The sequence below is a fragment of the Chryseobacterium defluvii genome (assembly GCF_003634775.1).
GTDB classification, from domain to species: domain Bacteria; phylum Bacteroidota; class Bacteroidia; order Flavobacteriales; family Weeksellaceae; genus Chryseobacterium; species Chryseobacterium defluvii.
In genome coordinates this window covers 558155-571037 of record NZ_RBXB01000003.1, presented here as the reverse complement: position 1 = coordinate 571037, position 12883 = coordinate 558155, and the positions used below count along the sequence as shown (strand labels likewise).

Sequence of the window (12883 nt, the reverse complement as noted above, 5' to 3'; positions counted from 1 at the left end):
TCCTTTATTTTTGTCGTTTAAACCATAAAAAAATACACTTTAATGCTGTTAACGGAACTTACTCAGATTTTATTTGCTCAAATTACTGCACCTGCAGCGGCAACGGACGATTTAGAATTCTCTTTTTGGAAAATCATGTTCCATGGTGGGGCCTTCGCCAAAATAGTAATGGTAACCGTATTATTGCTTGGTATATTTTCGGTATATCTGTTTTTTGAAAGATTTTTCTTTATCAAAAGACTGACATCAAAAACGGATTCCAATTTTATGGATAATATTGAAGACTTCATCAAAGAAGGAAGAATAGAATCTGCAGCAGACTATTGTAAAAGACAAAACTCTCCTGAAGGACGGATTTTGGAAAAGGGGATTTCCAGGCTGGGAAGACCTGTTTCTGATATTGTGAGTGCCATGGAAGCACAGGCACAGGTAGAAGTAGCGAATATGGAGAAAAATCTTAATCTTTTAGCTGTTGTGCCGAGTATAGCTCCGATGTTAGGACTTTTGGGTACAGTAATCGGGATGATTATAGCATTTTTTAACTTATCCCATGCAACAGGATCATTTTCTCCTAAAACACTTTCCGAAGGTATTTATACGGCATTAGGGCAGACGGCTGTAGGGCTTGCAGTGGCCATTCCTGCCAACTTTTTCTATAACCTGCTTTTAACGAGAATAGATAAGTTTGTGTTGAGGGCTCAAAACATGTCCGGAGAATTTTTAGATATAATCAATAAACCTTTATAATCTTTGTTATGAAACCGAAAGGTTCCATCTGACAAATTAAAAAATAATAAAAATAAACAGATGAAAATTCAAAGAAGAAATAAGGCAAACCCGGAATTCAGTTTGGCAGCGATGACAGACGTTATCTTGCTGATGCTGATCTTTTTTATGGTAACTTCATCCGCCGCCAATCAAAGTGCGATTGATGTTAAATTACCTAAAACCGGAGCTGTTGATGATAATATTCCTAATCCGTTAACAGTGAGTATAAAGCCGGACGGAACCTATTATGTAGATGATCAGCCGGTGGCAAGAGAACAGCTGGAACAAAAGATTGCCAATAGCTTAGCCAATCAGACCAATAAGTCTTTTACGATCCGGGCAGATGAAAATACCATGCATAAAGACGTTGTTTTTGTGATGGAGATTGCTGAAAAATATAAGTTTAATATTGCCATTGCAACCGTGAAAGATAAATAAGCCTGTATCAACAGGAATCAAATAAAATGAAAAGTTATATCATAAGCAAAAACGAACAAAACAGAGACAGGATAAAAAGTGGAATACTTTCTATTCTGATCTGGTCTGCTATTTTGCTTTTTGTTTTTCTGTATAAATTAAAACCAGAATTGGAGCAGGAGCCTGAAATTGTGACGACAATGCTTGTTAATTTCGGGGACAACAGAAATGGAAACGGCATGGAAGAACCGGCCGATCAACCGGGAAGTTTAGCTGCTGCTACAGAAGAAGTAACTCCGGAGCCTGTTGAAGCGGCTGTTCCTGAAACCAAAACGGTAATTAAGCCAGAACCACAGTCAGAAACCAAAAAATCAGAAGCTAAAGAAAAGATTATAACGGGAAACAACTCTAAGGTCAGTGTTCCTAAAAAAGAAGAATCAAAATCAAGCAGTAAGAAAACATCGACGAGTACAAGCGCTACTAAAAATACTAAAAAATCAGGTGCTACAACGGCAAATTCCAAAACAGGAACTGGTGACGGAAAAGGAAATGCTGCCATAGGAAACCTTATACGGGGTAGAGGTACAAAAGCAGGAAGCCAGGGAACCGGAACCGGAATAGGAAATGCCGGAGATCCTCTAGGTGGTGACGGAAACGGAGACAGTAAAGTAGGAATAGATAGAAAGCTTGTTGGATATATTCCCGGAACTATGGGAAGGGGAGGGGCACAGCCATCACATAATTGTACTGCGAGCGGTTCTATTACAATTGCATATACTGTGGATAAAGCAGGCAACGTAGTATTTGCAAGGAGGGTAGGCGGAGTATCGGATCCCTGCGTATCTTCAACTTCAGTTTCCTGGGTTAAGAAATATGTAAAGGCCGAAAAAGCCAATGTTTCATCCACCGGAACCTATAAAATTACATTCTAATATAAAAGCAAAAGCACTTTATTCAAGTGCTTTTTTTATTTCGTTGATTCTGTTGATAACCTGAAGAGCAAAGATTCCGCTTGTCTGAAGATACCTTTCGTAGAATGTTTTTGCCTTATCCAGAAAGTCAGTATTATTGGATTCTCTTCCTTTAAAATAAAAAAGGTTTCCAAGCATTTCGTAATAATCTTTGTGATCTCTTTCCTGTCTCTCATTGACCATTTCAATCAGTTCTTCTTTTGTTTTAGAGGAGACATCTGAGAAGTTCATCTTGAAAATATCTTTCATCAAAGAATCAAAGTCCAGTTCTTTTTGCATTAAACTTTCTTCAGGTTTATCTAAGATCAGTTTTTCCAAAGCTTGAGTTAACTGGCGGATAAGCCTTAATGTGAAGTCTTTATCTTGGATCATCTTCTTTTTCTTTTCTGTTTACTAATTCATCAATATCCGGGGTTGCATCCGTGCGGGAAATAAAGTTCATCGTACCTTCTTTACTTTTATGGATTCTGCCAGCGAGTTTTAATCCCAGAATAGTTCCTAACAATATAATAGCAATAGCAATCATTAAAGTTACTGTATTGGGATTGGAAAAATATATAATAGCAGCAATTATTCCCGCAATCAAGAATGGAGACAGGAAAACCCGGATGCCTCCCATAACTTCGGTGAATTTTTCAAAAATATTTTGACGTTCTTTTTTCATTTTATGCAAAAAACAGATAAGCTAAAGCAATTGATGTGATAATACCCACTAAATCGGCCAGAAGCATGGCAACTACCGTGTATCTGGTATTTTTAACGGCCACGGCTCCAAAATAAACCGCAATCACGTAGAATGTCGTATCTGAGCTTCCCTGAAGAACAGCTGCCAATTTTCCCTGGAAACTATCTGCTCCAAATGTAGCCATCGTATCCACCATCATTCCTCTCGCTCCGGAACCGGATAAAGGCTTGATTAAGGCGGTCGGAAGACCATCTACAAACCGAGTGTCAAGGTTGGCGACATTAGCAACCCACTTCATTCCGTCGATGATCACTTCAAAGACCCCCGATGTTCTTAAAAGAGAAATGGCGATCAACATCCCGACTAAATAAGGGATAATCTTTACACAGGTAGTGAAACCTTCTTTTGCCCCATCAATAAAAGCATCAAATACGTTAATCTTTTTATAGACAGCTCCAAGGACAATCGCTAAGAAAATAAACAGAATAAGCCCATTACTTAAAATCTTGCTGAACGTATCCAATTCGTCTTTGCTAAGCTGTACCAGATAGAGTACTAAAAGAGCAATGATTGCAGAAATTCCTCCTACATACCCAATAACAACCGGACGAAGCAAGTTGATCTTCTGATACAGAGAAACAATAATCATTGCCGCTAAAGTAGCTGCAAAAGTAGCAATCATACAGGGAAGGAAAATATCTGTCGGCGTTTTAGAGCCCATCGAGGCTCTTATCGCAATAATAGAAACGGGAATTAAAGTCATTCCTCCTGCATGGAGACAAAGGAACATAATCTGTGAATTGCTTGCAGTATCCTTATTAGGATTTAAAGTCTGTAAACTTTCCATTGCTTTTAAGCCAAAAGGAGTTGCAGCATTATCCAGCCCCAAAAGATTGGCACTGAAATTCATCAGCATATGTCCGAAAGCGGGATGATTTTTAGGAATATCCGGAAAAAGCTTTGAAAAGAAAGGCTGAATGAAACGGCTCAGAAGATTAATTCCTCCGGCTTTTTCAGCAATACTCATGAATCCCATGAACAGGGTCATAATTCCGATCAAACCAATACAGATTTTCACTGCGGTTTCAGAAGTCCCGATGACTCCGTCTGCTTCCTGAACTCGATAGACTTTTACATCTTGTTGTAAAGAATCTGTTTTATAATGAATTCTGTTGTCTGCAAAATCTGGCTTTTTCATCAGGCTGTCTCTGATAACAGGAGAAAGCGTATTCATTTTCTGAGTGGCAATCCGTACCGTATCACCACCTTTTCCAACCACCATATCATTGAAAATGGTCTTGTAATTACCTGAGGAAATATATTTTATACTTGCAATAGCAATGGCGATGATGATGAAAGCCGACCAAATTCTGCTGAGAACCATTTATTTGTTTGAATTAAAAATTTGAGAAAAGATAATAAAATTAATGTTACGAAAAACTACTTATCCTGAAGATATACCAAATCACCTTCAAAATTATCGTCCAGGCTTTTTAAGATTTTTGCGTTTTCTGATTTTTTCATCAGGGCATCAATAAAAAATCCTTTTTCAAAAAACTGGCGGTGTATCCCGGGGAGTAGCTCCATAAAATAATCCATGCCTATTTTGTTATTATGAAGATCCATTTTGGTTTCCAGCGGCTCATTGGGAAAGAGTTCCTCATGCATATCTGTTATTCTTTTACAGAAATCAAGTGCTTTTTGAGGGGAAGAAACCTTACAGCAGTACATCATGATCAAACAACACCAAAGCGCATGTCTGAAAGCATTACCCACTCCGTTGCTGGAAGCTGTATCCGGAAATCTTTTTTGAGCAATAGAAAATGCTTTTACAGTAGCATATAAGCTGAGTAACGAAAAAAGAGGATGAGGAAGAACAAGGGATAGCAGCCGAAGAATTTTTTTGAAACTCAGCGTCCGGATGGTCCTGAAAAATATGTTGAAAGTTCTCATAAATAAAAATCTCTCCCTAATTAGAGAGAGATCATCTATTTTTTGTTACAAAATTTAAGCATTTACAGCTAATAAGTTAACTGTTTTGGCTACTGTATCTTTGATTTCCGTTCTTTTTACGATAAAATCAACAAATCCTTTTTCCTGTAGGAATTCTGAAGTCTGGAACCCTTCCGGTAAATCTCTACCGATGGTTTCACGGATAACTCTTGGTCCTGCAAAACCGATCAATGCTCCCGGTTCAGCCATGATAATATCCGCTGTCATAGCGAAAGAAGCTGTAATTCCTCCGAATGTCGGGTCACAAAGGTAAGCGATATACAAAAGCCCTGCTTCTGAAAGCTGAGCAAGCTTTGCCTGTACTTTTGCCAGCTGCATCAAAGAATAGGTTGCTTCCTGCATTCTTGCTCCACCGGATTGGCAGATGATCATATAAGGAAGTTTATTGGCGATACAGTAATCTACCGCTCTTCTGATTTTTTCTCCCATTACCGAACCTAAAGATCCACCGATAAAAGCAAAGTCCATACAGGAAACCACCATTTGGGTTCCGTTTACAGTTCCTACAGCATTTCTGATGGAATCTGTAAGCTTAGTTTTGGCTTTTACCTCTTTTAGACGGTCAACATAAGGTTTAGTGTCTTTAAAGTTCAGGATATCAATACTTTCAACATTAGCGTCTAGTTCAGTGAATTTCCCTTCGTCAAAAAGGATGTCAAAAAATTCTGCACTTCCTATTCTTACATGAAATCCATCTTCAGGAGAAACATAATTATTTCTCTTCAGTTCCTCATGCTCCACAATCTTTCCTGATGGAGTCTGATGCCAAAGTCCTTTGGGAACATCCTTTTTTTCATCAGTAGAGGTAGTAATGTTTTTTGCTTTTCTTTTAAACCAGTCGAATGCCATTTATGAAATTTTAGATTTTAGATTTTGGAGTATAGATTTTAAAGTTCATTTAAAATCTATACTCCAAAATTTATAATTTATTTAAGCGTATTTACGTTATTTAAGTCTTCAAACGCTTTAACCAATCGTGCAGAGAAAGTATCTTCTCCTTTTCTGATCCAAACTCTCGGATCGTAGAATTTCTTGTTCGGTTTTTCTTCTCCTTCAGGGTTTCCGATCTGAGATTTCAGATATTCTATATTATTAACCATATAGTCTCTGATTCCTTCTGTGTAGGCAAACTGAAGGTCAGTGTCAATATTCATTTTGATTACTCCGTAATCAATTGCTTCTCTTATTTCTTCCAAAGTAGATCCTGAACCTCCGTGGAATACGAAATTAATAGGCTTCGCAGCAGTTCCGAATTTTTCCTGAACAAATTTCTGGGAATTATCCAGGATTTTTGGAGTAAGAACTACGTTTCCTGGCTTGTATACTCCGTGAACGTTACCAAAAGCAGCAGCGATCGTAAAGTTGTCGGAAATAGCTTTTAATTTTTCATAAGTATATGCTACATCCTCTGGTTGAGTATATAATTTAGAGTTGTCTACGTCAGAATTATCAACACCATCTTCTTCACCACCGGTAACTCCGATTTCCACTTCTAAAGTCATCTGCATTTTTGCCATTCTTTCGAAGTATTTTGCAGAGATTTCAAGGTTTTCTTCTAAAGGCTCCTCAGAAAGGTCCAACATGTGAGAAGAATAAAGGGATTTTCCTGTTTGCTTGAAGAAATCTTCATTAGCATCCATTAATCCGTCAATCCAAGGTAATAATTTCTTTGCACAGTGGTCTGTATGTAAAATAACAGTCGCTCCGTAAGCTTCTGCAAGCGTATGAATATGCTTTGCTCCGGCAATTGCCCCTAAAATAGCAGCTTTTTGCCCGTCATTGCTTAATCCTTTTCCTGCGTTGAAAGCAGCACCACCGTTTGAAAACTGGATGATAACAGGAGAATTTAATTTCGCTGCAGTTTCCATAGTTGCATTTATGTTGCTTGAACCAACAACATTTACTGCAGGTAACGCAAATTTATTTTCTTTAGCGTACTGGAAAATATCTGTAACTAACTGGCCTGTGGCAACTCCTGCCGGGAAAATTCTGCTCATGTTTTACTTTTTATATGAAATTATTAGATGATTTTAAAATTCGTGTAAAGGTATGAAATTTTGTGTAATTACTAATTTCTTTTGTCTCTTCCCCAAAGTAGCTTCTGGCGAATCGTTTCATAAAAACTTAAACTGTTCGGCTGAACCAAAAGGATCTGAAAATCCGCCTTTTTGATAACTATTTCTTTATCTGTTTCGATGTGAATAAGTCTTGAATCCAAAGACAGGGAATACTGAGGCACCCTGCTTTCCACTCTGAATTTAATTTCTACCGTATCATTCACAATCAATGGACGTACATTCAGATTGTGCGGTGCGATTGGAGTAATGACAAAATTCTCGTTGTTGGGTGAGATAATGGGACCACCACAACTTAAAGAATAAGCGGTTGATCCTGTTGGGGTAGAAATGATCACTCCATCACCCCAAAAAACATTCAGGAACTCGTCGTTAATATAAGAATCCACAGTGATCATGGATGTTGTTTCTTTTCTGGAAACCGTAACGTCGTTCAACGCATAAGGGAAGAAATCTTCCGATCTTGGAGAGACCACTTCAATAACAGACCTGCGGCTGGTTTTTACATCGCCTTTCAGAATAGCATCCAGTTCCTTGAAAACTTCTTCCTTGGTAAAGCTGGCTAAAAATCCTAACCTTCCGGTATTCACTCCTACAATAGGAATTTCCAGGTCTTCTATAAAAGTGATGGAATTAACGATGGTTCCGTCTCCTCCAAACGTAAAAAAAAGATCTACTTCCTTATCGATCAGATCCTGCTTATTATTAAATGTTTCAAAAATTTTGGAAAACTGAAGCGCTTCAGCCATTTCATCATATAAAACAGATTTTACCCCTCTGCTTTCAAGCTCTGAAACAAATTTACTTAGATACAGAAATGTATCCAGGTCTTTTTTCTGAGAATATATGGCTGCCTTCATTGTTATATTTCTATGAATTTTTGGAGAAACCCGTACCGGTCCTTAAATAAATCCGTTTTCTCGTCAGAATAATACTTTTCAACAATCCTGTAATCATACCTGTCAAAAGTTGCATCTATCGAGCCCAGGTTTTCATTGCTGATTTTGATGGTCACCTGAATGACTTCTTCAGACATAAAACTGATAAATCCTCCGTAAAATTTAGAATTATTGCTTTCCACGATATTCGCAATTTCCGTCATTGAATATTTTCTTGCAGGAGTTTCTATGGTAAGAATAGCCCCGGATTCTGAAAATAAAGGATAACGGGAAAAGTCCTGAAAAATATCGTCACAGCTGATATATCCTAAATATTTTTCGTTCTTATTGATCACCGGAATTACATTGGAGTTGAAAGTATGAAACAAACGGATGCTGTCCATGACGTTATTATCTTCAAGGATAGCAAATCGTTCAATCTGGTGTTCAAGATCCTTTAGCGTTCCTTCTTCCTCATAAAGAAAGTCTTTGGCAACGGCTCCGTAAAAATGGTGGGATTTTTTGATGAAAATATGAGTATATCCAAAATCTTCTAATGTATTTCTTGCTGATTCTATTGAATCAGTCAGGCTGAAACACGGGAAATCTTTCGAGATATAATCCTTGATAAACATTGTGCTAATTTATAAAAAATTAAACGAAACTTTTTCTGAAAATAAAACTTTTTTAAAGGTAGTTCAAAAAAAATAAATTTAAAATTTGTTTGTAAAGAAAAAAAAATTACCTTTGTAGCCTTTCATTTTTACTTTTTATTAGATTTATTTCAAACTGCACTGTCTATTAAACGACATATGCAGTTTTTTTATTTTAGGGCCTTGGCAAATTCCCACATTACGATTCCTCCGCAAACGCTTACATTTAAGGAATGCTTTGTTCCCAATTGAGGGATCTCCAGGAACGTATCAATATTAGGTAAGGCTTCATCGCTGATTCCGTCGACTTCATTACCTAAGATTATGGCATATTTCTTTGACTTGTCAATGGTGAAATCTGTAATCAACCGACTGCCTGAAGTTTGTTCAATACCAATGATTTCAAAACCCTGGCTTTTCAGATCATTGATGGCTGTGTTGATGTCCTTTTCATGAGCCCAATCCACACTTTCTGTAGCACCAAGTGCTGCTTTATGGATTTCGCGGTGAGGAGGCTGAGGGGTAATGCCGCAAAGAATTATTTTTTCAATAAGAAAAGCATCCCCTGTTCTGAAGGCTGCGCCTACGTTGTGCATGCTTCTGATATTATCTAAAACGACAACTAATGGAAGTTTCTCTATTTTTTTGAATGTATCTACATCTATTCGGTTGAGTTCTTCCAGCTTTAATTTATGTACCAAGGTATTATTTTGTTGAGATTAATTTTCCGTCTTTATAAACTTCCGTTTTTTCTATGCTTCCATCTTCACGGTAATGAATCCTGTTCCCGTTCCATTTATCATTTACGAATTCTGTTTCGCGTTGGATTTTTCCTGAGGCATATAATGTTTTCCATTTTCCTACGGCAGCACCGCCTTCATAGTAGCCGATCTGCTTCACAGATTTTCCGTCTTCATGAAACAATTTGCTTTCTCCGTGCAATTTCCCGTATTTATAATTGGAAACCTCGGTTACCACTCCTGAAGGAGAATAAAAGGTGGCCGTAGAGCTGTTGTCATAAATGTTTTTTTCACCATTTCTGAAAACCTCCCTGGCCGTTAGCGTACCATTTTTATCAAAATAAGACCATTCTTTTACCTTATAGTCTTTTTTATATTCTCCTTTAGCCTGTACTTTCCCATTTTCATAATAAAAAATGGCATCACCGTCTAATTTTCCTTTTTTCCATTCTGCAGTTTCCTTTACCTGACCGTTTTCATAAAACTGTTTACAGGTTCCTTCCTGGAGACCATCCTTATATCCGCAAGGCTTTTGGGCTGAAATAAACGCAGAAAAGCAAAAAAGGGACAAAAAAGAGTATTTCATAGAAAATTTTATTTCAAAAATAGCAAAATAGTTATATTTGAATAAAATATATGCTATGAAAAATGTACTCTTTTTAATGACGTTGGTATCAGCTTTTATTTTCTCAAAAGCACAAAACACATATTATCCACAGGCTTTTTTTGATAAGAAGCAGGCTCAGAGTATGATAGGTTTCGGAAATGCCACCATTGAAGGGGTAGCTTCCACCAAACAAAAAAACAACTGGGGGATAAAACCCTTGTTAGGCCAGAAGCACTATGCTCCGCAAGGCACTGTGGTAATGCTTTTTCCCGTTACGCCCTATTTTGAGGAGTTTTATAAAATGAGAAAAAAGTATGAGAATAAAAACACAACAGTATATATGTCCGAAGAAGCCTTTAAATACAGAATAGAAGCTTTAACGGATAACCGCGGGAGATTCAGATTTGAAAAGCTGAAACCCGGAAAATATTACCTTGAAACTATTGTCAATTTCACGGCAACGGCAAGCTATCAGCAACAAACAGGAAGTACGGATACTTATATCAATAACAATTATCAATATTCCACACCCATTTATCAGACATTCTTTTATAACTATGCTTCCGCAAACAGAGAAAGCAAATTTGTAGAAATAAAAAATGACGGAGAACTTGTAGAGATCAACCTTTAGGGGTTGATTTTTTTATTCCCATGATTTGATGAACATTTTTTTCGATATTCTGAGCCAGTGTTTCCATCGGGATATCATTTTCATCATTGTTAAAGGGGTCTTCAATTTCTTCAGCAATAAGCTCCAAGCTCATGAGGACATAATAAACAAACACAGTAAGCGGAATCATGAAAAGCCCGATATTGATTACATAAGCGACAGGCAATGCCAATACATAAAGGATAATGAACTTTTTTACAAATGAAGAATAAGAATAGGGGATCGGTGTATTTTTAATTCTTTCACATCCGCCACAAACATCCAGAAACCCTGTAAGCTGGGTATCCAGATAAACCATTTCAACATCCGAAATTTTCCCCTGCTTTTTTAACTGATTGAGTTTGTGGGTCAGGAGAATGATGATTTCACTGGGGCCGTGGTTTTTCAACGATTTTTCTATTTCGGAATAATCTTCGTCCAATGCCAGCCGTGTTGAATCTTTTGAAAGGTGTTTAGCCAGGAAATGAGGAAAGAATTTTAAGTACCTTGCAATTTGCTCCGCATTTTGCCTGTCGTCTTCCAGGATAGCATTGATCTTAATGGCAAAATTCCGGGTATCATTCACCAGTTTTCCCCAAAGCTTCCTTCCTTCCCACCACCTGTCATACGCTGTATTTGTTCTGAAAACCAACAATAAAGACAGCACAAAGCCCAATAACGTGTGAAATAATCCCACATTGCTCACCTTGGATTTTGAAGTCAGATGGAAATATTCCAACTCAAGATACGCGATTCCATAAGAATAGGCTCCTACTGCAAGCATGGTAGGGAAGAGCATTTTTAACGTATCGCTTTTGTGAAGGCTGAAAAGAATTTTCAGAAAGTGCTTGGTATTGTAGGCTCTCATAATTTGGGTTTCGTAGCACAAAGATAAATTTTTATGAATTTCAAAAAAAGCAGTATTTTTATTCGGCATAAATTAAAAAAGATGATCCTCAAGAACGTAGATGTAGTAAATGATATCAGTAAAGATGATTTTCAGAGAAATTATTTTAAAAAGCATAAGCCGTTGCTGATCAAGAATTTTGCGAGCCGGTGGGACGCTTATGATCAATGGAATCTTGCTTATATCCGTGAAAAAGCCGGGGACCAGGATGTACCTTTATATGACAATAAACCGGCCGATGCTTCCAAAAGTTCAGATGCTCCGGTAACGCATATGAAAATGAAAGAGTACATTGATACCATCAAAAGTAAGCCGTCGGATCTAAGAATCTTTTTTTATATTATTACAGACAGACTTCCTGAACTGCTGAAAAACTTTACGTATCCGGATTTGGGAATGAAATTTTTTAAAAGACTCCCCACCTTATTCTTTGGCGGAAGTGAAGCTCACGTTCTTATGCATTATGATGTAGACCTGGGAGATTTTCTCCATATTCATTTTGAAGGAAAGAAAAGGATATTATTGTTCGATCAGAAACAGTCTCCATTTTTATATAAAGTTCCCCTTTCTGTTCATACAGTCTATGAAGTGGATTTTGAAAATCCGGATTATGAAAAATTTCCTGCTTTGAAATATGCCCAGGGATATGAAATCTTTATGGAGCATGGAGATGCCCTTTTCATTCCTGGTGCTTTCTGGCACTTTAACAGGTACCTGGAACCCGGGTTCTCCCTGTCACTTCGGGCATTGCCTAATAAGCCTAAAGTTTTTGCCAGCATGCTGTATCATGTTTTCATTATGCGATATACAGATAAATTAATGCGAAAAATTTTTAAAGCTAAATGGGTGGATTACAAGCAAAAATGGGCATATAAGAAAAGTTCGAAGGCTTTAGCAAAAAATTCTGGTTAAGCATTTTTTATCTCACAGATTTTACAGATGATTGGCTATATTTCTATGCCACCAAAAATCTTATCACATTGTGTTAATTAAATTTAATGAAGATTATGAAATCAAATTATTTAAGTTTATTTTTTACATTTTTAATTTCTTTTTTTAGCTGTCAAAGTTCTTATACTCCTATGAAAATGAATAAAGTATTTCCGACACTTACAAAATCAAAGTTTGTTTTGCAAAGTGAAATTGATTCATTGATTTCTGTGGATAAATGTAAGTATTTAGTAAAAGGAAGAAGTTATGCTGCTCCTATTGGTTTATTCGCGAAAAATGATTTAAAGAATGCTGCAAAAGGCATTGATGAATGGGTACAATTAGATAAGGGAAATACATATGTACTTACAAATTACAAATGGATGACAGTAGGTAATTCAGGTTCTACTCAATTATATGTAGATTTTGATACATTATATTGTAGCGAATAAGTTTCAAATAAAGCAGAATTCTTTCTAAATAATTTTAAAAATCTGTGGGAATATTTACGGTTAAAACATTGAATTCACTCTAAAGGGTTTTAATCATTTTGTTTTTTATTCTTACTTTTACCATCCTAAATTTCAAGA

Annotated in this window: 17 protein-coding genes; 6 read left to right on the top strand and 11 right to left on the bottom strand. The window is 36.8% G+C overall.

Features of this window, described 5'->3' with window-relative positions:
• Positions 1-42 precede the first annotated feature (42 nt).
• From BCF58_RS14490 to BCF58_RS14480, 3 genes are read left to right on the top strand one after another with little or no spacing between them, the layout of a single operon-like run.
• A complete protein-coding gene (locus BCF58_RS14490; protein ID WP_121462525.1) occupies positions 43-747 on the top strand; it encodes a MotA/TolQ/ExbB proton channel family protein in 705 nt (234 codons plus the stop codon).
• 60 nt (positions 748-807) lie between these two features.
• Positions 808-1206 carry an ExbD/TolR family protein gene (locus tag BCF58_RS14485; protein ID WP_121462524.1) on the top strand — a complete coding sequence of 133 codons (399 nt, stop codon included), beginning with the start codon at positions 808-810 and terminating at the stop codon, positions 1204-1206.
• 26 nt (positions 1207-1232) lie between these two features.
• The gene (locus BCF58_RS14480; protein WP_121462523.1) at positions 1233-2117 is read left to right on the top strand and encodes a ferric siderophore ABC transporter substrate-binding protein; all 885 of its coding nucleotides are present in this window, start codon (positions 1233-1235) and stop codon (positions 2115-2117) included.
• Between the two features lie 18 nt (positions 2118-2135).
• On the opposite strand, the gene BCF58_RS14475 is transcribed toward BCF58_RS14480, so the two are convergent.
• The 10 genes from BCF58_RS14475 to BCF58_RS14430 form a co-directional block, all read right to left on the bottom strand.
• Complete coding sequence (locus BCF58_RS14475; protein WP_121462522.1) at positions 2136-2528, bottom strand: hypothetical protein; 393 nt, start codon at positions 2526-2528, stop codon at positions 2136-2138.
• The gene (locus BCF58_RS14470) at positions 2515-2820 is read right to left on the bottom strand and encodes a hypothetical protein (RefSeq protein WP_121462521.1); all 306 of its coding nucleotides are present in this window, start codon (positions 2818-2820) and stop codon (positions 2515-2517) included. The genes BCF58_RS14475 and BCF58_RS14470 overlap by 14 nt, the downstream gene beginning before the upstream one ends.
• A gap of 1 nt (position 2821) precedes the next feature.
• Complete coding sequence (locus BCF58_RS14465; RefSeq protein WP_121462520.1) at positions 2822-4225, bottom strand: nucleoside recognition domain-containing protein; 1404 nt, start codon at positions 4223-4225, stop codon at positions 2822-2824.
• Positions 4226-4281: 56 nt separating this feature from the next.
• Positions 4282-4794 (bottom strand): DUF6973 domain-containing protein, encoded by a 513-nt coding sequence (locus BCF58_RS14460; protein ID WP_121462519.1) that lies wholly within the window; start codon positions 4792-4794, stop codon positions 4282-4284.
• 54 nt (positions 4795-4848) lie between these two features.
• Positions 4849-5703, bottom strand: coding sequence for an acetyl-CoA carboxylase, carboxyltransferase subunit beta (accD, locus tag BCF58_RS14455; protein ID WP_121462518.1), 855 nt, complete (start codon positions 5701-5703; stop codon positions 4849-4851).
• A gap of 77 nt (positions 5704-5780) precedes the next feature.
• Complete coding sequence (fbaA, locus tag BCF58_RS14450) at positions 5781-6851, bottom strand: class II fructose-bisphosphate aldolase (protein ID WP_121462517.1); 1071 nt, start codon at positions 6849-6851, stop codon at positions 5781-5783.
• Positions 6852-6922: 71 nt separating this feature from the next.
• Positions 6923-7789, bottom strand: a complete 867-nt coding sequence (locus BCF58_RS14445; protein WP_121462516.1) for an NAD kinase — start codon at positions 7787-7789, stop codon at positions 6923-6925.
• Positions 7790-7791: 2 nt separating this feature from the next.
• On the bottom strand, positions 7792-8442 hold the full coding sequence (locus BCF58_RS14440) for a CBS domain-containing protein (protein ID WP_121462515.1): 651 nt from the start codon (positions 8440-8442) through the stop codon (positions 7792-7794).
• Positions 8443-8630: 188 nt separating this feature from the next.
• Positions 8631-9161, bottom strand: a complete 531-nt coding sequence (locus BCF58_RS14435) for an RNA methyltransferase (protein ID WP_121462514.1) — start codon at positions 9159-9161, stop codon at positions 8631-8633.
• A 4-nt stretch (positions 9162-9165) separates the two neighbouring features.
• The gene (locus tag BCF58_RS14430) at positions 9166-9786 is read right to left on the bottom strand and encodes a toxin-antitoxin system YwqK family antitoxin (RefSeq protein WP_121462513.1); all 621 of its coding nucleotides are present in this window, start codon (positions 9784-9786) and stop codon (positions 9166-9168) included.
• A gap of 55 nt (positions 9787-9841) precedes the next feature.
• Here BCF58_RS14430 and BCF58_RS14425 point away from each other — a divergent pair, with 55 nt between their 5' ends.
• Positions 9842-10438, top strand: a complete 597-nt coding sequence (locus BCF58_RS14425; protein ID WP_121462512.1) for a hypothetical protein — start codon at positions 9842-9844, stop codon at positions 10436-10438.
• Here the strand turns inward: BCF58_RS14425 and BCF58_RS14420 are convergent.
• Positions 10428-11324 carry a bestrophin family protein gene (locus BCF58_RS14420; protein WP_121462911.1) on the bottom strand — a complete coding sequence of 299 codons (897 nt, stop codon included), beginning with the start codon at positions 11322-11324 and terminating at the stop codon, positions 10428-10430. The genes BCF58_RS14425 and BCF58_RS14420 overlap by 11 nt on opposite strands.
• Before the next feature lie 81 nt (positions 11325-11405).
• On the opposite strand from BCF58_RS14420, the gene BCF58_RS14415 reads away from it, so the two are divergent.
• Together BCF58_RS14415 and BCF58_RS14410 are read left to right on the top strand one after the other, a co-directional pair.
• Positions 11406-12275 (top strand): cupin-like domain-containing protein, encoded by an 870-nt coding sequence (locus BCF58_RS14415; protein ID WP_121462511.1) that lies wholly within the window; start codon positions 11406-11408, stop codon positions 12273-12275.
• Between the two features lie 176 nt (positions 12276-12451).
• Entirely contained in the window at positions 12452-12745 is a 294-nt protein-coding gene (locus tag BCF58_RS14410) for a hypothetical protein (protein WP_228434810.1), read from the top strand.
• Positions 12746-12883 lie beyond the last annotated feature (138 nt).